This window comes from Escherichia sp. WS1152, from assembly GCF_046487665.1.
GTDB classification, from domain to species: domain Bacteria; phylum Pseudomonadota; class Gammaproteobacteria; order Enterobacterales; family Enterobacteriaceae; genus Escherichia; species Escherichia coli.
In genome coordinates this window covers 357,456-378,259 of record NZ_JBJQJA010000001.1, presented here as the reverse complement: position 1 = coordinate 378,259, position 20,804 = coordinate 357,456, and the positions used below count along the sequence as shown (strand labels likewise).

Below are 20,804 nucleotides of genomic sequence, written 5' to 3'. Positions count from 1 at the left end.
AAAACATTCATTCATAGATATATTAGGAATAACAATTGAATCCGTGAGTACAGTAACGCTGCATTTCATCAGGGCTTTCGAAAAATCCGAAATCATGCATCGGAATTTACTGATTTAATTATTTTACTCCTAACTTATTTTGAAAAAGGCATTGGGATTTATGCCGTATTCCTGAAGATCCTCATCATTGGAATGGATTTTCGGGCGAGAAAAGGATTTTATATGGACACTCTGCTCATCATTTCTTCTTCTCATCATCAACAATTCACGTCTCTCTTCCGCGTTTAATAACGGATTATGAGGTGCAAAAAATATCTTTCTTTTCAGTTACCTGTCATTAGATACAGAGAGAGATTTTGGCAATACATGGAGTAATACAGGATGTATTCAAGTAGCAGAAAAAGGTGCCCGCAAACCAAATGGGCTTTGAAAATTCTTACTGCCGCATTTTTAGCAGCGAGTCCCGCGGCGAAGAGTGCCGTTAATAACGCCTATGATGCATTGATTATTGAAGCTCGCAAGGGAAATACTCAGCCAGCTTTGTTATGGTTTGCACAAAAATCAGCACTCAGTAATAACCAAATTGCTGACTGGTTACAGATTGCCTTATGGGCCGGGCAAGATAAACAAGTTATTACCGTTTACAACAGCTACCGTCATCAGCAATTACCAGCGCGTGGTTATGCAGCTGTCGCCGTCGCTTATCGTAACCTGCAACAATGGCAAAACTCGCTTACACTGTGGCAAAAGGCGCTCTCTCTGGAGCCGCAAAATAAGGATTATCAACGGGGACAAATTTTAACCCTGGCAGATGCGGGTCACTATGATACTGCGCTGGTTAAACTTAAGCAGCTTAACTCTGGAGCACCGGACAAAGCCAATTTACTCGCAGAAGCCTATATCTATAAACTGGCAGGGCGTCATCAGGATGAATTACGGGCGATGACAGAGTCATTACCTGAAAATGCATCTACGCAACAATATCCCACAGAATACGTGCAGGCATTACGTAATAATCAACTTGCTGCCGCGATTGACGATGCCAATTTAACGCCAGATATTCGCGCTGATATTCATGCCGAACTGGTCAGACTGTCGTTTATGCCTACGCGCAGTGAAAGTGAACGTTATGCCATTGCCGATCGCGCCCTCGCCCAATACGCTGCATTAGAAATTCTGTGGCATGATAACCCTGACCGCACTGCCCAGTACCAGCGTATTCAGGTTGATCATCTTGGCGCGTTATTAACTCGCGATCGTTATAAAGACGTTATTTCTCACTATCAGCGTTTAAAAAAGACGGGGCAAATTATTCCGCCCTGGGCGCAATATTGGGTTGCGTCGGCTTATCTCAAAGAACATCAGCCAAAAAAAGCACAGTCAATAATGACAGAGCTCTTTTATCACAAGGAGACCATTGCCCCGGATTTATCCGATGAAGAACTTGCGGATCTCTTTTACAGCCACCTGGAGAGTGAAAATTATCCGGGCGCGCTAACTGTCACCCAACATACCATTAATACTTCGCCGCCTTTCCTTCGGTTAATGGGCACGCCTACGAGCATCCCGAATGATACCTGGTTACAGGGGCATTCGTTTCTCTCAACCGTAGCAAAATATAGTAATGATCTTCCTCAGGCTGAAATGACAGCCAGAGAGCTTGCTTATAACGCACCAGGAAATCAGGGACTGCGCATTGATTATGCGAGTGTGTTACAAGCCCGCGGTTGGCCTCGTGCAGCAGAAAATGAATTAAAAAAAGCAGAAGTGATCGAGCCACGTAATATTAATCTGGAGGTTGAACAAGCCTGGACAGCATTAACGTTACAAGAATGGCAGCAGGCAGCGGTCTTAACGCACGATGTTGTCGAACGTGAACCGCAAGATCCCGGCGTTGTACGATTAAAACGTGCGGTTGATGTACATAATCTTGCAGAGCTTCGTATCGCTGGCTCAACAGGAATTGATGCCGAAGGTCCGGATAGTGGCAAACATGATGTCGACTTAACCACCATCGTTTATTCACCACCGCTGAAGGATAACTGGCGCGGTTTTGCTGGATTCGGTTATGCCGATGGACAATTTAGCGAAGGAAAAGGGATTGTTCGCGACTGGCTTGCGGGTGTTGAGTGGCGGTCACGTAATATCTGGCTCGAGGCGGAGTACGCTGAACGCTTTTTCAATCATGAGCATAAACCCGGCGCGCGCCTGTCTGGCTGGTATGATTTTAATGATAACTGGCGTATTGGTTCGCAACTGGAACGCCTCTCTCACCGCGTTCCATTACGGGCAATGAAAAATGGTGTTACAGGCAACAGTGCACAGGCTTATGTTCGTTGGTATCAGAATGAGCGGCGTAAGTACGGTGTCTCCTGGGCTTTCACTGATTTTTCCGACAGTAACCAGCGTCATGAAGTCTCACTTGAGGGTCAGGAACGCATCTGGTCTTCACCATATTTGATTGTCGATTTCCTACCCAGTCTGTATTACGAACAAAATACAGAACACGATACCCCATACTACAACCCTATAAAAACGTTCGATATTGTTCCGGCATTTGAGGCAAGCCATTTGTTATGGCGTAGCTATGAAAATAGCTGGGAGCAAATATTCAGCGCAGGTGTTGGTGCCTCCTGGCAAAAACATTATGGCACGGATGTCGTCACCCAACTCGGCTACGGGCAACGCATTAGCTGGAATGACGTGATTGATGCTGGCGCAACGCTACGCTGGGAAAAACGACCTTATGACGGTGACAGAGAACACAACTTATACGTTGAATTCGATATGACATTCAGATTTTAAGGATAAATATGTTACGTAATGGAAATAAATATCTCCTGATGCTGGTGAGTATAATTATGCTCACCGCGTGCATTAGCCAGTCAAGAACATCATTTATACCGCCACAGGATCGCGAATCTTTACTCGCCGAGCAACCGTGGCCGCATAATGGTTTTGTAGCGATTTCATGGCATAACGTTGAAGACGAAGCTGCCGACCAGCGTTTTATGTCAGTGCGGACATCAGCACTGCGTGAACAATTTGCCTGGCTGCGCGAGAACGGTTATCAACCGGTCAGTATTGCTCAAATTCGTGAAGCACATCGAGGAGGAAAACCGCTACCGGAAAAAGCTGTAGTGCTGACTTTTGATGACGGCTACCAGAGTTTTTATACCCGCGTCTTCCCAATTCTTCTGGCCTTCCAGTGGCCTGCTGTATGGGCCCCCGTCGGCAGTTGGGTCGATACGCCAGCGGATAAACAAGTAAAATTTGGCGATGAGATGGTCGATCGAGAATATTTTGCCACGTGGCAACAAGTGCGAGAAGTTGCGCGTTCCCCGCTCATTGAGGTCGCTTCTCATACATGGAATTCTCACTACGGTATTCAGGCTAATGCCACCGGCAGCTTATTGCCTGTATATGTAAATCGTGCATATTTTACTGACCACGCACGGTATGAAACCGCAGCAGAATACCGGGAAAGAATTCGTCTGGATGCTGTAAAAATGACGGAATACCTGCGTACAAAGGCTAAGGTAAATCCACACGTTTTTGTTTGGCCTTATGGCGAAGCGAATGGCATAGCGATAGAGGAATTAAAAAAACTCGGTTATGACATGTTCTTCACCCTTGAATCAGGTTTGGCAAATGCGTCGCAATTGGATTCCATTCCGCGAGTATTAATCGCCAATAATCCCTCATTAAAAGAGTTTGCCCAGAAAATTATTACCGTACAGGAAAAATCACCACAACGGATAATGCATATCGATCTTGATTACGTTTATGACGAAAACCGCCAGCAAATGGATCGCAATATTGATGTGCTAATTCAGCGGGTGAAAGATATGCAAATATCAACCGTGTATTTGCAGGCATTTGCTGATCCCGATGGTGATGGGCTGGTCAAAGAGGTCTGGTTTCCAAATCGTTTGCTACCAATGAAAGCAGATATTTTTAGTCGGGTTGCCTGGCAATTACGTACCCGCTCAGGTGTAAACATCTATGCGTGGATGCCGGTATTAAGCTGGGATTTAGATCCCACATTAACGCGAGTAAAATACTTACCAACTGGGGAGAAAAAAGCACAAATTCATCCTGAACAATATCGCCGTCTCTCGCCTTTTGATGACAGGGTCAGAGCACAAGTTGGCATGTTATATGAAGATCTTGCCGGACATGCTGCTTTTGATGGCCTATTGTTCCACGATGATGCTTTGCTTTCAGATTATGAAGATGCCAGTGCACCGGCTATCGCGGCTTATCAGCAAGCAGGCTTTAGCGGGAGTCTGAGCGAAATTCGACAAAACCCGGAGCAATTTAAACAGTGGACCCGCTTTAAAAGTCGTGCGTTAACTGACTTCACTTTAGAACTTAGTGCGCGCGTAAAAGCCATTCGTGGTCCACATGTTAAAACTGCACGAAATATTTTTGCACTTCCGGTAACACAACCTGAAAGTGAAGCCTGGTTTGCACAGAATTATGCTGATTTCCTAAAAAGCTATGACTGGACCGCTATTATGGCTATGCCTTATATGGAAGGTGTCGCAGAAAAATCGGCTGATCAATGGTTAATACAACTGACCAATCAGATTAAAAGCATCCCTCAGGCTAAAGACAAATCTATTTTAGAATTACAGGCACAAAACTGGCAGAAAAATGGTCAGCATCAGGCTATTTCTTCGCAACAACTCGCTCACTGGATGAGCCTATTACAACTGAATGGAGTGAAAAACTATGGTTATTATCCCGACAATTTTCTGCATAACCAACCTGAAATAGACGTTATTCGTCCTGAGTTTTCAACAGCCTGGTATCCGAAAAATGATTAATCGCATCGTATCGTTTTTTATATTATGTCTGGTGTTATGCATACCCCTATGCGTAGCGTACTTTCACTCTGGTGAACTGATGATGAGGTTCGTTTTCTTCTGGCCGTTTTTTATGTCCATTATGTGGATTGTTGGCGGCGTCTATTTCTGGGTCTATCGTGAACGCCACTGGCCGTGGGGAGAAAACGCACCAGCTCCCCAGTTGAAAGATAATCCGTCTATCTCCATTATCATTCCCTGTTTTAATGAGGAGAAAAACGTTGAGGAAACCATACACGCCGCTTTAGCACAGCGTTATGAGAACATTGAAGTTATTGCCGTAAATGACGGTTCAACAGATAAAACCCGTGCCATCCTGGATCGCATGGCTGCACAAATTCCCCATTTGCGGGTCATTCATCTGGCGCAAAACCAGGGGAAAGCCATTGCGCTTAAAACCGGAGCTGCCGCGGCGAAAAGTGAATATCTGGTGTGCATTGATGGCGACGCGTTATTAGACCGCGATGCGGTGGCATATATTGTGGAACCGATGTTGTACAACCCGCGTGTGGGTGCCGTAACCGGTAATCCTCGTATTCGCACACGTTCTACCCTGGTGGGTAAAATTCAGGTTGGCGAGTATTCCTCAATTATTGGTTTGATCAAGCGAACCCAGCGTATCTATGGAAACGTATTTACCGTTTCCGGTGTTATTGCCGCATTTCGTCGCAGCGCCCTGGCAGAAGTGGGTTACTGGAGTGACGATATGATCACCGAAGATATTGATATTAGCTGGAAGCTGCAGTTGAATCAGTGGACGATTTTTTACGAGCCTCGGGCGCTGTGCTGGATATTAATGCCTGAAACGTTAAAAGGGCTGTGGAAACAGCGCCTGCGCTGGGCTCAGGGCGGTGCAGAAGTATTCCTCAAAAATATGACAAGGTTGTGGCGCAAAGAAAACTTTCGAATGTGGCCACTGTTTTTTGAATACTGCTTGACGACAATATGGGCCTTCACCTGCCTGGTCGGTTTCATTATTTACGTAGTCCAACTTGCAGGTGTACCGTTAAATATTGAATTGACACATATCGCTGCGACACATACTGCCGGAATATTATTGTGTACGTTATGTTTACTGCAATTTATTGTCAGCCTGATGATCGAGAATCGCTATGAGCATAATCTGACTTCATCGCTTTTCTGGATTATTTGGTTCCCGGTTATTTTCTGGATGCTGAGCCTGGCAACGACATTGGTATCATTTACACGAGTCATGTTGATGCCTAAAAAGCAACGCGCCCGTTGGGTAAGTCCCGATCGCGGGATTCTGAGAGGTTAATATGAACAATTTAATTATTACGACCCGACAATCGCCAGTACGTTTACTGGTTGATTATGTTGCCACAACCATCTTGTGGACATTATTTGCTTTGTTCATATTCTTATTCGCCATGGATCTGCTGACGGGTTATTACTGGCAAAGCGAGGCCAGAAGTCGACTTCAGTTCTATTTTTTGCTGGCAGTGGCGAATGCCGTCGTGTTAATTGTCTGGGCGCTGTACAATAAGCTGCGTTTTCAAAAACAGCAGCATCATGCAGCCTACCAATATACGCCGCAAGAATATGCAGAGAGCTTAGCAATACCTGATGAGCTCTATCAGCAACTACAAAAAAGCCACAGGATGAGCGTACACTTCACCAGCCAGGGGCAAATAAAAATGGTGGTTTCAGAAAAAGCGCTAGTCCGGGCATAAACACCCAAAACAAAGCCCGGTTCGCCCGGGCTCTGCACCGATAATACACTTAACTGTATGCATGCAGCGTACGTTGGCAAAGTGCCGAACGTACGCAATCCTCTTTACCGAACCGGACGATCCCGACCATTTCATCTTCTTCGAAACGTTCCAGCGCGTCACTTAATCCGGAGCACACGCCGCGAGGCAAATCGCATTGCGTGATATCACCGTTGACGATAACCGTCACGTTCTCCCCGAGGCGGGTTAAAAACATTTTCATTTGCGCGGCAGTCACATTCTGCGCCTCGTCAAGAATGACGACTGCATTTTCAAAGGTACGTCCACGCATATAGGCGAACGGCGCAATTTCCACCTTCCCTATTTCCGGTCGCAGGCAGTACTGCATAAAGGAAGCCCCTAAGCGCCGGACCAGCACGTCGTAGACCGGGCGAAAATAGGGAGCAAACTTTTCTGCGATATCTCCAGGTAAGAAGCCAAGATCTTCATCGGCTTGCAGAACTGGACGGGTGACGATAATCCTGTCGACATCCTTATGTATCAGGGCCTCTGCCGCTTTTGCTGCGCTGATCCAGGTTTTTCCGCACCCGGCTTCGCCCGTGGCGAATATCAGCTGCTTACTCTCAATAGCCTTCAGATAGTGCAATTGCGCTTCATTTCGCGCGAGGATGGGCGAGGTATCGCGACTGTCGCGGGCCATACCAATGGCTTCTACGCCGCTCATCTGCACAAGCGAGGTGACCGATTCTTCTTCACGCTGCTTATGGCTGCGCGAATCCCGTCTCAGCACACGTTTTGCCTCGCGACGAGCTTTGATCACTGCTTTTTGTCTTCCCATGGAGAGCACCTTGAGTTGTTTGTATTCATCACACGCGCCGTTGGCAGCGCGATTATGCGCACGAACATCAGAGGGTTGGCTTCCTTGTAAGCCATAGTTTGCTTTTGGATAAAATGCCGAAAAACGGCTACGCGCACCGTTTACGGCGTCGGTAACACATGAAAAGAAAGGATGAGGTTGAAAATGCAAAGTGACGAGATGACTACCGGAGGAGAAAACTCCGCGAGTGGTGGCGCGTTGATTATCTAAAACATGTCCAGTACAGGACGTTACCATCCGCGATCTCCATAGTGACTGACTATCACTGCCGGGAACTTCCGCTGCTACTTAATAAGTACAACAGATCTCGCATTCATTGCAACAATATATTCACTTATATTTAACTATAAAACACCATTTTAGTGACATTAGTTTCTACTGGAAAGATGACAGAGTGATGACAGTGATGAAAAAAGCTGTGTGCTTTCAGCAGGATTCACATCAGGCATCAGTGCACGATCGCCGGATGCGGCGTGAACGCCTGATCCAGCCTACCAAACCCGCACCGATTGTGGGCATGATAAGCATCGCAAGCGCCGCATCAGGCATCTGCGCACAAATGCCTTATCCGCCTAAAAACATTAAACCCGCAATAATGCGCTTCCGAGATAATCGTTCGCGTCCTTCACTCCCGGCAGCGCAAAAAAATAACCGCCGCCGATAGGTTTAACGTATTCCTCCAGCGCTTCGCCATTGAGCCTTTTTTGTACTGTCAGGAAGCCTTTTACCAGATCGTGCTGGTAGCAGACAAACAGCAACCCCATATCCAGTTGTCCGGAGTTGGTGACGCCCAGTGAATAACTGTAGCCACGACGCAGCATCAGGCTGGACTCACTCTCCGCCGTGCGGGGATTCGCCAGCCGGATATGGCTGTCCAGCGCGATCACCTTCCCTTCCGGGTCGCTGGCGTAATCAGGCACATCATGCTCATGCTGCATTCCCAGCGGCGCACCGGTTTGCTTATCACGGCCAAAAATCGTCTGCTGTTCTTTCAGCGGCGTTCTGTCCCAAAATTCCACTCGAAACTGAATCAAGCGTACTGCCTGATAGCTGCCACCGATTGTCCACGCAGGCTCCTGCTGATCTGCCGTTACCCACACCACTTTTTGCATCAACTTATCATTCTGGCTATCGGGATTGGCAGTGCCGTCTTTGAAACCCAGCAAATTAATCGGCGTCTCTTTGCCTTTACTACGCGCCGCGTGATCGGAAATAAACCCTTCCCGCTTCCAGCGCACACTGAGCAAATCCGGCGTGTGTTTGATGATATCGCGCAGTGCATGGATCACCGTGTCCTGGGTGTTGGCGCAAATCTGTAGCAACACATCACCATGACATAACGCCGCATCCAGCGAGTCGTTGGGGAAACGCGTCATCTTCTGCAGCTTTTTTGGCATCTGTGGCGCAAGGCCAAAGCGCTCATCAAACAATGAGTGACCCACCGATAACGTGATGGTGAGATTATCGGGCGCAATGTAGCCGCCAAGAATGCCGGAATCGAGTGGTGGCAGGCGCGGATTTGGCGTTTCTGGTGCTGCTCCGCCCTGAGTCAGAAAAGCAAAACGCTGAGTCAACAAGCGAAACAACCGCTCAAGATCGGCTTTATCGCTGGCAAGCACATCAAACGCCACCAGCATCATTGCGGCCTGTTGTGGCGTCAGGATCCCTGCCTGATGCTCACCATAAAACGGCTGTTTCTCATTGCGTGCATCCGGTGAAAGCGTGCCCGGTGCACTTTGCGTTTTTTGTGCATGAGCGACCGGACAACTTCCCGCCAGCGCCAGCGCACCAATTCCTTTCAGTAAACGTCGGCGTGACAGTTCATTCACGCCGTTTTCATCTTCATACTGCATAACGCTTAATCCAGTCCCAGCACACCACGAAGTTGCGCCAGATCTTCCGCCAGCGCAGTAATCGGCCCTTTCAGCGCGTTCCGGTCGGCCTCGGTCAATTTGTCGTAGGTTTCAAAACCGTCTTTAGTACGGTATTTCGCCAGAATGGTATCGACCTTTTTAAAGTTGGCATCGACTTTTGCCAGCAGTTCCGGGTTGGCTTTTTGCAGTTGTGGACGCAGCAGATCGACAATTTTCTGCGAGCCTTCAACGTTAGCCTGGAAATCCCACAGATCGGTGTGGCTGTAGCGATCTTCTTCACCGCTGATTTTGCTGGCCGCCACTTCCTCAATCAGTCCGGCTGCACCGCCAACCACTTTTGAAGGTGGGAAAGCCAGTTCACTGATGCGTTTTTGTAAATCGACCACATCGGTATAAAGCTGCTCAGCGTACTGATCCATTCCTTTGGTGGTGTTGTCGCCAAACAATGCTTTTTCCAGACGGTGGAAACCGGTGAATTTTGGATCAGCGGCTTTTTGCTCGTAATCATCTTCACGGGCGTCAATGCTGCCATCCAGATCGGAGAACAGTTCAGCAATCGGTTCAATGCGCTCATAGTGCTGGCGCGTCGGCGCATACAGTGCTTTCGCTTTTTCGATATCGCCTGCTTTAATCGCGTCGGTAAAGGCTTTGGTGTCGGTCACCAGCTGTGTGGTTTCCGCCATGACATACGCTTTATATGCAGTAATTGCACCACCAAGACTTAACAGCGCATCACTTTGCGCCGCATCCGCCGTTGCCTCACCTTTGACAATCAACTTCCCTTTCGGGTTAGTCAGCAGACCGCAGGTCATATCGTATTCGCCAGGCTGTAAATTCGCCGTCATTTTCTGGCTAAAACCAGGGGCGATATTTTCCCGCTCTTCCACCACCATCACGCCTTTGAGGATCTCCCACTCCAGCGCCTTCTGGCTATGGTTCTGAATAATGAACTGTGTTTTCCCGGCGTTAACCGTAATGGTCATCGGTTCGCACTGTTTATCCGTCACGGTCACTTTGACTTGCGGAATATCAGCGGCGTTAGCCATAAAAGCAGAAGAGAACAGCGCAGCCACGCTCAACTGCAATGCGTTACGGCGGAAGTTAATGGTCATGACGAGACTATCCCTTTTAAGTATGTTGTAACTAAGCAAGAGTTTGCGTCGTATTTGCTACGCGGAGCGAGACGCTGTCGCCCCTGCACGTGGTGGCAGAGCAAACGCCACCAGCGCCGGGATGAGATAAATAAACCAGACGGCGACTTCGCTGACGCTCGGCGCTTCCTGATAACCAAAAATACCTTCCATTAGCGTGCCGAACAGCGAGTGAGTTGAGAGCACCGCGCTCATATCGAAGGCGATTTCCTGAAAGTGGTTCCACAATCCGGCTTCATGAAATGCGCGAATGGCACCTGCAGCCAGTCCTGCGGCGACGAAGAGAATAAATAGGCTGGTCCATTTAAAAAATGCACCAAGATTGAGGCGAATACCGCCCCAGTAGAGCAGGAAGCCGAGCACCACGGCAGTAGCAAGACCGAGCATTGCACCCAGCGGCGGCCAGATCCCGACATCTTGTTGAAATGCCGCCAGCAGGAAAAAGACCGACTCCAGGCCTTCCCTTGCAACGGCAAAAAAGACCATCATCACCAGCGCCCAGCCATGATGATTTCCACGCTGCAATGCGCTATCGACTGCCTGTTCCAGTTGCACTTTGACGTTGCGCGACACTTTGCGCATCCAGAAAACCATCCAGGTAAGGATCACCACGGCGATCACCGCCACGATACCTTCAAACAGTTCCTGCTCTTTTTGCGGAAATTCGCCGGTGGTTTCGTTAATGAAGATACCCAAGCCCAGGCACAACGCAGCGGCAAGCAACACGCCAATCCACATCACACCAATCCATCGGCCTCGCTGGGTACGCTTAAGATAGCTGGCAATCAAACTGACAATCAGCGCGGCTTCAAGCCCTTCGCGCAACATAATGAGAAATGGAACAAACATGCCACCCACCCTTAAACGTTTTTCTGAGTCAATCTATGCAAAGAAAAGTAAATCGCAGTGATAGCGATTATCATTACGCTAAAGAAAAATACAAGCGGAATGTTTATAAAATGATGTTGGAATGTAAAAATGAGGAGATCAAATCCGGAGAAAAAAGCGATTATTTTAAGGTATTTAGCTGACGTTTCGCCCGGCAGATGAAGCTTGTACGAATGTTGGTGGCGACAAACTCGCTGCAGCGTGCCCCGAAGGGTTGAATTTTCAGTTAGTCGTTTCACAAAAGAACGTTGTTTTTTGCTTATTAATAGATAGTGATAAGGTTGTGAATGAAATTATACCTCATCTCCTCATCGAATTTTTTGCCCACAACCTAAACAGGAGAAAACGTGTATTTAAGTCTGGAATGAGCGATTTTTGATAGTGCGTAATTAACCCAAGAAATTATAATCCCCCTTATTATATGTCCAGTGATATCATTTTATGGCTAAAGCTATATACAACTCTAAATCACGATAAAACGAAGCAGGATGCGCATTAATAAAGTCACACATAATAAAAATAGAAATCTTAACCAGAAGTAATAGATCATCGTGAAAATCAATCACCAAAAACACCAACACACAAAAATCAATAAGTTAATAATTGTTCAGGGCTTTTTTCTCACGATTTTTCTACTATGACATTATCACAAACCCACTAGCATGAATACAGAAAGAGAAGTAATAAGATGAGACGCCACTGCTTTCAGATAAACCCTGTAATTAGGGTCGAGAATATAATTTATCCATTCCCCTAACGATAAATTAAAAAATTTGCGAGTTAATTTTTCTCTGGCTGAAGGCTAACGTCGAATTACCGACAAGATTCACGAGTGATTGTAACTACGTACTTTATGAAACACAGGAAGAAATTACTATTTACCGCGATAGTTCAAGGCGTAAAAAAAATAATAATATTCATGAAACTCATCCCGATGGCAGCATTGTAAATTCGCCAATAACTGGCATTCCTCCTGCTTTTTACGGGTGTTTCCATTAACACCAGAATGAGCGGATTGTTTACTACATCAAGAACGCATCCGAAGTGTACATCCTGGTGCGCCGACTGAATCGCCCGGAGCCATGCGGATGGCTACGACTTAATACGAATCATTAACCCTGTAAGGATACGGAGAGCATGACATGAGACCAATATCCAACCTCAATACGAGCGCAGCAACCTATATTCCACCGCAACAACTCCCGAGTAGTTGTCTGGAAACTTTGACGCTTCTGGTGCAGATGAATAATTATATCAAAAGGGATGCGGACTACAGCACGGGCATGGCTGTTACTCCACTGGTTCCTGAAGAGGTTCACTTGCTGGCTGTTGCGATGACAACCGAACTACATCGACATCAGTTCCAACCGGTGGTAAGTGCAAATGATCTGCAACTTCCTGAACCGTTCACCTTCGATGTTGCCGGTTTCACCATCACCTTCACGAAGACGCAAGAGCATGACAACACGGGCAATCTCATGAAAATTGCAGTCAGCAAGAGCGGTGTGTGCACCAGTACAAATATTACTCTTGAGCTGTTTCACTCCATTGTCACAACCCTGATGTCACGCAGTCAATATGGAACCTTTGATCTCTGGTCCGTACGGCCAATACTCACGGATGAAAGTCAAAACAGGGTGCATGAAGCAGCTCGCTACTCCCCGGCCCAGCAATACGGAAGAGAAGAAACACACTTTACCAACAATGGCATGCGAGAATTTGGAAATATGTCTCCGCTGGCGTGGCGTAACGATGTGGAATTACAGCAATCGTGTAATACAAGCAACATCCCACCAAATGCTGCAAATGACGACATAAACAACACCAGGCAGACCATCGAGGACCAGCCAGAGGCGGACGAGCCACAGCAATATGTTAAATTGACTGTAGACGACATGCGAAAATGGGCGGCTATGGACCAGCAGGCGCGAAACGCTCTACAGGGAGTTTCAGGATGGTGTACGCGCAATCATTTTAATATCAAAAATGCCAGAAATTACCTGACCGATCACGGCCTGAACTACGCGGGACAGGTAAAGGTAAACAGGCCGCATGAATATGCCAAATTCACCCTTGAACATATCCGCCAGTGGGCAGCCTTAAACAAGCATGTGCGAAAACCGGTTGGTTATTTAGAAAAGTGGTGTAAGGAAAGAAACCTCGCGCCAACTACTGCCAGGAATTACCTGAAGAACGACGGGCTTACCGCCCTGGGTGAGTTGAAGCTGACAGGGCCGCAGAAATGGGTCACGTTCACCTTCGGAGACATCGTACAATGGGCGAATATGACCCAGGAGGAGCGTAACAGCGCAGGGGGAGCCGAAAAGTGGAGTAAAAAACGCGGCTTCCAGTGGTCTACTGCCAGATCCTACCTGAAATCGAGCGGAGTGACCAAGCAAGGTGCGAGAAAACTGGCGTGGTTAAAAAACAGCGGGAATATGTCGAATCCATTCTATCTCGCCCAACCAACCAGCCGCAGGACATAAGCTGAAGGTACCGATAGCGGCAATTTTGTTCATCTGTGCCGGGTGGGCAAATAGCAATTGCCCCCGAACACTCCCTGCCAGGCAACTTATACCGCATGGCAGGGAACATTCGGGTTAAAAAGCAAAAGATAAATAATTACTCTTCAGCTTAGCCTTCCTGCAACCGTGACGGCGGAGCCGAATGATAGTGCGCATCGGCCTCGGCAAAGCGTTTTTGCATCGCCGCTGACGGCGCTTTACCCAGCAAACTAAACACTACAATCCCAATACTGCCAAAGATAAAGCCCGGAATAATTTCGTACAGTCCCAGCCAGCCGAACTGTTTCCAGACGATAACCGTCAGCGCCCCGATGATCATCCCCGCCAGCGCACCGTTGCGCGTCATGCGTGACCACATCACCGAGAACAGCACCACCGGACCAAACGCCGCGCCAAAGCCTGCCCACGCGTAGCTCACTAAGCCCAGCACGCGGTTTTCCGGGTTCGCTGCCAACGCAATCGCCACCAGCGCCACCACCAGCACCATCACACGCCCTACCCACACCAGTTCTTTCTGGCTGGCATGTTTACGCAGAAACGCTTTATATAGATCTTCGGTAATCGCACTGGAGCACACCAGCAGCTGGCAACTTAAGGTTGACATTACCGCCGCCAGAATTGCCGACAGCAGAATCCCGGCAATCCACGGGTTAAACAGAATTTGCGCCAGTTCGATAAACACGCGTTCAGCGTTCTGGTTTACCGCACCTGCTACCGCCGGGTGCTCGTTAAAGTAAGCGATACCAAAGAAGCCGACAGCCACCGCCCCTGCCAGGCAGAGGATCATCCAGGTCATACTGATACGACGCGCATGGACGATGCTGTGGTGAGAATCCGCCGCCATAAAACGCGCCAGGATGTGCGGTTGCCCGAAGTAACCCAGCCCCCACCCCATCAGCGAGATAATGGCGACAAAGTTCAGCCCTTTGAGCATATCCACGTTTTCGATGCTCTTTTGTTTGATCACTTCCAGCGAGTCACCAAAGCCACCAACACTGATAATGACGATAACCGGCGTCAGGATCAGGGCAAAAATCATCAGGCTGGCCTGTACAGTATCAGTCCAGCTCACTGCGAGGAAACCGCCAATAAAGGTGTAAAGGATCGTCGCCGCAGCTCCCGCCCACAGAGCCGTTTCGTAGCTCATGCCAAAGGTACTTTCAAACAGACGCGCGCCTGCCACAATGCCCGAAGCGCAATAAATGGTGAAGAACAGCAAAATCACCAGCGCGGAGATAATGCGCAAAATGCGGCTTTTATCTTCAAAACGCCCGGTGAAATAATCCGGCAATGTCAAGGCGTTATTGTTGTATTCGGTATGCACACGCAACCGCCCGGCCACCAGCTTCCAGTTAATCCACGCGCCTAATGTCAGGCCAATGGCGATCCAACTTTCGGAAATCCCGGAAAGAAAAACCGCGCCCGGCAACCCCATTAACAGCCAGCCGCTCATATCCGATGCACCCGCCGATAATGCCGTCACGAATGGCCCAAGGCTACGTCCGCCCAGAATATAGTCGTCAAAGTTTTTCGTTGATCGCCAGGCGATAAACCCAATCAATATCATGCCAAAGATATAGACACAAAATGTCACCAACATCGGTGTGCTAATAGCCATCTAAAGTCTCCAAAAAATTATTATCGGCAATGTCGAAACTTGCCGTTATATCTGCCACCGGAACGGGGTAACAGAGTTTATGTTTTACCAGGGCGACCGTATCCTGCCGGAAGCGCTAGTTATTCACAATCGATTTAACACACCATTTACATTAAATTTTAGTGCTCAGCGACACTATTTTTCATCAGGTTGCACTCTCTCACATTTTTTGCGGTTGCACCTTTCAAAAATGTTAACTGCCGCAGAGAAAAAGTCTGAGTTATTTTTTTAATCCCTGTCATATCGATTTCTTTTATTAACATTTCATTCATTTTTAAGCTTGCTACGCAAGTCACATTTAACATGGTTGCACAAAGTTGCAACATCATGGATATTTCACGATAACGTTAAGTTGCACCTTTCAGAACAACAGGAGTAATGGCATGGGAACCACCACCATGGGGGTTAAGCTGGACGACGCGACGCGTGAGCGTATTAAGTCTGCCGCGACACGTATCGATCGCACGCCACACTGGTTAATTAAGCAGGCGATTTTTTCTTATCTCGAACAACTGGAAAACAGCGATACTCTGCCAGAGCTACCTGCGCTGCTTTCTGGCGCTGCCAATGAGAGCGATGAAGCACCGACTCCGGCAGAGGAACCACACCAGCCATTCCTCGACTTTGCCGAGCAAATTTTGCCCCAGTCGGTTTCCCGCGCCGCGATCACCGCGGCCTATCGCCGCCCGGAAACCGAAGCGGTTTCTATGCTGCTGGAACAAGCCCGCCTGCCGCAGCCAGTTGCTGAACAGGCACACAAACTGGCGTATCAACTGGCCGATAAACTGCGTAATCAAAAAAATGCCAGTGGCCGCGCAGGTATGGTCCAGGGGTTATTGCAGGAGTTTTCGCTGTCATCGCAGGAAGGCGTGGCGCTGATGTGTCTGGCAGAAGCGTTGTTGCGTATTCCCGACAAAGCCACCCGTGATGCGTTAATTCGCGACAAAATCAGCAACGGTAACTGGCAGTCACACATTGGTCGTAGCCCGTCACTGTTTGTTAATGCCGCTACCTGGGGGCTGTTGTTTACTGGCAAACTGGTTTCCACCCATAACGAAGCCAGCCTCTCCCGCTCGCTGAACCGCATTATCGGTAAGAGCGGTGAACCGCTGATCCGCAAAGGTGTGGATATGGCGATGCGCCTGATGGGCGAGCAGTTCGTCACTGGCGAAACCATTGCGGAAGCGTTAGCCAATGCCCGCAAGCTGGAAGAGAAAGGTTTCCGTTACTCCTACGATATGCTTGGCGAAGCTGCACTAACTGCCGCAGATGCACAGGCGTATATGGTTTCCTATCAGCAGGCGATTCACGCCATTGGTAAAGCGTCTAACGGTCGTGGCATCTATGAAGGTCCGGGCATTTCAATCAAGCTGTCGGCGCTGCATCCGCGTTACAGCCGCGCCCAGTATGACCGGGTAATGGAAGAGCTTTACCCACGTCTGAAATCACTCACTATGCTGGCGCGTCAGTACGATATTGGTATCAACATTGACGCCGAAGAGGCCGATCGTCTGGAGATCTCCCTCGATCTGCTGGAAAAACTCTGTTTCGAGCCTGAACTGGCTGGCTGGAACGGCATCGGTTTTGTTATTCAGGCTTATCAAAAACGCTGCCCACTGGTGATTGATTACCTGATTGATCTCGCCACCCGCAGCCGTCGCCGTCTGATGATTCGCCTGGTGAAAGGCGCATACTGGGATAGTGAAATCAAGCGTGCGCAGATGGACGGCCTTGAAGGTTATCCGGTTTATACCCGCAAGGTGTATACCGACGTTTCTTATCTCGCCTGTGCGAAAAAGCTGCTGGCGGTGCCGAATCTAATCTACCCGCAGTTCGCGACGCACAACGCCCATACGCTGGCGGCGATTTATCAACTGGCAGGTCAAAACTACTATCCGGGTCAGTACGAGTTCCAGTGCCTGCATGGTATGGGCGAGCCACTGTATGAGCAGGTCACCGGAAAAGTTGCCGACGGCAAACTTAACCGTCCGTGTCGTATTTATGCCCCGGTTGGCACACATGAAACGCTGCTGGCGTATCTGGTGCGTCGCCTGCTGGAAAACGGTGCTAACACCTCGTTTGTTAACCGTATTGCCGACACCTCTTTGCCATTGGATGAACTGGTCGCCGATCCGGTCACTGCTGTAGAAAAACTGGCGCAACAGGAAGGGCAAACTGGATTACCGCATCCGAAAATTCCCCTGCCGCGCGATCTTTACGGTCACGGGCGCGACAACTCGGCAGGGCTGGATCTCGCTAACGAACACCGTCTGGCCTCGCTCTCTTCTGCCCTGCTCAATAGTGCACTGCAAAAATGGCAGGCCTTGCCAATGCTGGAACAACCGGTAGCGGCTGGTGAGATGTCGCCCGTTATTAACCCTGCGGAACCGAAAGATATTGTGGGCTATGTGCGTGAAGCCACGCCGCGTGAAGTAGAACTGGCGCTGGAAAGTGCGGTTAATAACGCGCCAATCTGGTTTGCCACGCCTCCGGCTGAACGCGCGGCGATTTTGCATCGCGCTGCCGTGCTGATGGAAAGCCAGATGCAGCAACTGATTGGTATTCTGGTGCGTGAGGCCGGAAAAACCTTCAGTAACGCCATTGCCGAAGTGCGTGAAGCGGTCGATTTTCTCCACTACTACGCCGGACAGGTGCGGGATGATTTCGCTAACGAAACCCATCGTCCATTAGGGCCTGTGGTATGTATCAGCCCGTGGAACTTCCCGCTGGCGATTTTCACCGGGCAGATCGCTGCCGCACTGGCGGCAGGTAACAGCGTGCTGGCAAAACCGGCAGAACAAACGCCGCTGATTGCCGCGCAAGGGATCGCCATTTTGCTGGAAGCGGGTGTACCGCCAGGCGTGGTGCAATTGCTGCCAGGTCGGGGTGAAACCGTGGGCGCGCAACTGACGGGTGATGATCGCGTACGCGGGGTGATGTTTACCGGTTCAACCGAAGTCGCTACGTTACTGCAGCGCAATATCGCCAGCCGCCTGGACGCTCAGGGTCGCCCTATTCCGCTCATCGCTGAAACCGGCGGCATGAACGCGATGATTGTCGATTCTTCAGCACTAACCGAACAAGTAGTAATAGATGTGCTGGCCTCGGCGTTCGACAGTGCGGGTCAGCGTTGTTCGGCACTTCGCGTGCTGTGCCTGCAAGATGAGATTGCCGACCACACGTTGAAAATGCTGCGCGGCGCAATGGCCGAATGTCGGATGGGTAATCCGGGTCGCCTGACCACTGATATCGGTCCGGTGATTGATAGCGAAGCGAAAGCCAATATCGAGCGTCATATTCAGACCATGCGTAGCAAAGGCCGTCCGGTGTTCCAGGCGGTACGGGAAAACAACGAAGATGCCCGTGAATGGCAAAGCGGTACCTTTGTCGCCCCGACGCTGATCGAACTGGATGACTTTGCCGAATTGCAAAAAGAGGTCTTTGGTCCGGTGCTGCATGTGGTGCGTTACAACCGTAACCAGCTGCCGGAGCTGATCGAGCAGATTAACGCTTCCGGTTATGGTCTGACGCTTGGCGTTCATACGCGTATTGATGAAACCATCGCCCAGGTCACTGGCTCAGCCCATGTTGGTAACCTGTATGTTAACCGTAATATGGTGGGCGCAGTGGTCGGGGTGCAACCATTCGGCGGCGAAGGGTTGTCCGGCACCGGGCCGAAGGCAGGCGGTCCGCTCTATCTCTACCGTCTGCTGGCGAATCGCCCGGAAAGTGCGCTGGCGGTGACGCTCGCGCGTCAGGATGCAGAGTATCCGGTCGATGCGCAGTTGAAAGCCGCATTGACTCAGCCGCTAAATGCACTGCGGGAATGGCTGGCAAATCGTCCAGAATTGCAGGCGTTATGTACGCAATACGTCGAGCTGGCGCAGGCAGGAACACAACGATTGCTGCCAGGGCCGACGGGTGAGCGCAACACCTGGACGCTGCTGCCGCGTGAGCGCGTATTGTGTATCGCGGATGATGAACAGGATGCGCTGACTCAGCTCGCCGCCGTGCTGGCGGTGGGCAGCCAGGTGCTGTGGCCAGATGACGCGCTGCATCGTCAGTTAGTGAAGGCATTGCCATCGGCAGTCAGCGAGCGTATTCAACTGGCGAAAGCGGAAAATATTACCGCTCAACCGTTTGATGCGGTGATCTTCCACGGTGATTCGGATCAGCTTCGCGCATTGTGTGAAGCAGTTGCCGCGCGGGATGGCGCAATTGTTTCGGTGCAGGGTTTTGCCCGTGGCGAAAGCAATATCCTTCTGGAACGGCTGTATATCGAGCGTTCGCTGAGTGTGAATACCGCTGCCGCTGGCGGTAACGCCAGTTTAATGACGATCGGTTAAACAGGTAGCCGGAGGATGTTACACCTTCCTCCGGCATCATTAGCGTGGTCGAATCCCCTCAATAATAATCCGCTGCACGTTTTCAACCGTTTGATTGAAAAATACCTCATCGCGCAACGTTGCGCCTGTCACCGCCTCCACCTGAGGGGCGAAATCGGCGTAATGTTGAGTGGAAGCCCAAATCATAAAAATCAAATGCTGCGGATCAATCGGCGCGAGTTTGCCGCTTTTGACCCAACCGGCAATCAGCGCCGATTTCTCATCAATTAATACCTTCAAATCGCCCGTCAGTTCATCCATTAACAGCGGCGCGCCTGCCAGCATCTCCATACAGAACAGGCGCGAAGCCTGCGGATAATCGCGTGAGACTTCCAGCTTCAGACGGATGTACTCTTTGATCGCCGCCAGCGGGGCGAAATCTTCACGAAACGCTTTTAACGGTGCCAGCCAGATATCGAGAATCTGCCGCAGCACGGCAATATACAGCGCCTCTTTTGACGGGAAGTAATACAGCAGATTGGTTTTTGAAACACCCGCCAACTCTGCGATCTGCTCCAGCCTTGTGCCGTGAAAACCGAATTGTGAAAAAGTGTCCAGTGCTGCGCTAAGAATCGCTTTTTTCTTCGCACTGACTGCGCGCGAACGTCTACCCGTTGTTTTCACTGCACCTTGCGTCATGCGCTCTCCCCTCTTGTAGATTGGCAACAGGATAGCAAAACCCCCGCCCGGCCTCGACCTTCTGCACTCTCATCGCGCACGGATGCATGTTTTATGTGCAACTGTTTTGACCGTTTAGTCCACTTTTTACCAGATATTTTAGATAACGCAATGTTAACACATTAATAACATTCACTTTTTAAAAACTGGCATCCGCTTTGCAAACAAGCCAATACGCGGCTGAAAAGGATATGCAGGATGCAG

13 protein-coding genes are annotated in these 20,804 nt (G+C 49.5%); 6 read left to right on the top strand and 7 right to left on the bottom strand.

Going from position 1 to position 20,804, the window contains the following annotated elements; all coding sequences use genetic code 11:
* Positions 1-381 precede the first annotated feature (381 nt).
* From pgaA to pgaD, 4 genes are read left to right on the top strand one after another with little or no spacing between them, the layout of a single operon-like run.
* Complete coding sequence (gene pgaA, locus ACJHW7_RS01730) at positions 382-2,805, top strand: poly-beta-1,6 N-acetyl-D-glucosamine export porin PgaA (protein WP_021556675.1); 2,424 nt, start codon at positions 382-384, stop codon at positions 2,803-2,805.
* A gap of 8 nt (positions 2,806-2,813) precedes the next feature.
* Positions 2,814-4,832 carry a poly-beta-1,6-N-acetyl-D-glucosamine N-deacetylase PgaB gene (pgaB, locus tag ACJHW7_RS01725; RefSeq protein ID WP_021556674.1) on the top strand — a complete coding sequence of 673 codons (2,019 nt, stop codon included), beginning with the start codon at positions 2,814-2,816 and terminating at the stop codon, positions 4,830-4,832.
* Positions 4,825-6,150 (top strand): poly-beta-1,6-N-acetyl-D-glucosamine synthase, encoded by a 1,326-nt coding sequence (gene pgaC / locus ACJHW7_RS01720; RefSeq protein WP_021556673.1) that lies wholly within the window; start codon positions 4,825-4,827, stop codon positions 6,148-6,150. Before pgaB ends, pgaC begins: the two co-directional genes overlap by 8 nt.
* A 1-nt stretch (position 6,151) precedes the next feature.
* Positions 6,152-6,565 (top strand): poly-beta-1,6-N-acetyl-D-glucosamine biosynthesis protein PgaD, encoded by a 414-nt coding sequence (gene pgaD / locus ACJHW7_RS01715; RefSeq protein ID WP_001061095.1) that lies wholly within the window; start codon positions 6,152-6,154, stop codon positions 6,563-6,565.
* A gap of 49 nt (positions 6,566-6,614) precedes the next feature.
* Here the strand turns inward: pgaD and phoH are convergent, their stop codons facing one another.
* The 4 genes from phoH to efeU form a co-directional block, all read right to left on the bottom strand.
* The gene (phoH, locus tag ACJHW7_RS01710) at positions 6,615-7,403 is read right to left on the bottom strand and encodes a phosphate starvation-inducible protein PhoH (protein WP_000533533.1); all 789 of its coding nucleotides are present in this window, start codon (positions 7,401-7,403) and stop codon (positions 6,615-6,617) included.
* A 620-nt stretch (positions 7,404-8,023) separates the two neighbouring features.
* Complete coding sequence (gene efeB, locus ACJHW7_RS01705; protein ID WP_001199119.1) at positions 8,024-9,295, bottom strand: iron uptake transporter deferrochelatase/peroxidase subunit; 1,272 nt, start codon at positions 9,293-9,295, stop codon at positions 8,024-8,026.
* 5 nt (positions 9,296-9,300) lie between these two features.
* Positions 9,301-10,428, bottom strand: coding sequence for an iron uptake system protein EfeO (gene efeO / locus ACJHW7_RS01700; RefSeq protein ID WP_000154384.1), 1,128 nt, complete (start codon positions 10,426-10,428; stop codon positions 9,301-9,303).
* A gap of 57 nt (positions 10,429-10,485) precedes the next feature.
* The gene (gene efeU / locus ACJHW7_RS01695) at positions 10,486-11,316 is read right to left on the bottom strand and encodes an iron uptake transporter permease EfeU (protein ID WP_000497942.1); all 831 of its coding nucleotides are present in this window, start codon (positions 11,314-11,316) and stop codon (positions 10,486-10,488) included.
* A 1,181-nt stretch (positions 11,317-12,497) separates the two neighbouring features.
* Between efeU and ACJHW7_RS01690 the strand changes: the two genes are divergently transcribed.
* Positions 12,498-13,841 carry a hypothetical protein gene (locus ACJHW7_RS01690; RefSeq protein WP_021556672.1) on the top strand — a complete coding sequence of 448 codons (1,344 nt, stop codon included), beginning with the start codon at positions 12,498-12,500 and terminating at the stop codon, positions 13,839-13,841.
* A gap of 148 nt (positions 13,842-13,989) precedes the next feature.
* Here the strand turns inward: ACJHW7_RS01690 and putP are convergent, their stop codons facing one another.
* Both putP and ACJHW7_RS01680 read right to left on the bottom strand, forming a co-directional pair.
* Positions 13,990-15,498, bottom strand: coding sequence for a sodium/proline symporter PutP (gene putP, locus ACJHW7_RS01685; RefSeq protein ID WP_001018485.1), 1,509 nt, complete (start codon positions 15,496-15,498; stop codon positions 13,990-13,992).
* 158 nt (positions 15,499-15,656) lie between these two features.
* Complete coding sequence (locus ACJHW7_RS01680; RefSeq protein WP_000979516.1) at positions 15,657-15,866, bottom strand: hypothetical protein; 210 nt, start codon at positions 15,864-15,866, stop codon at positions 15,657-15,659.
* Positions 15,867-15,920: 54 nt separating this feature from the next.
* Here ACJHW7_RS01680 and putA point away from each other — a divergent pair, with 54 nt between their 5' ends.
* Complete coding sequence (gene putA, locus ACJHW7_RS01675; protein WP_021556671.1) at positions 15,921-19,883, top strand: trifunctional transcriptional regulator/proline dehydrogenase/L-glutamate gamma-semialdehyde dehydrogenase; 3,963 nt, start codon at positions 15,921-15,923, stop codon at positions 19,881-19,883.
* A 39-nt stretch (positions 19,884-19,922) separates the two neighbouring features.
* Here putA and rutR read toward each other — a convergent pair whose 3' ends face one another.
* The gene (gene rutR, locus ACJHW7_RS01670) at positions 19,923-20,561 is read right to left on the bottom strand and encodes an HTH-type transcriptional regulator RutR (RefSeq protein ID WP_021556670.1); all 639 of its coding nucleotides are present in this window, start codon (positions 20,559-20,561) and stop codon (positions 19,923-19,925) included.
* Positions 20,562-20,804 lie beyond the last annotated feature (243 nt).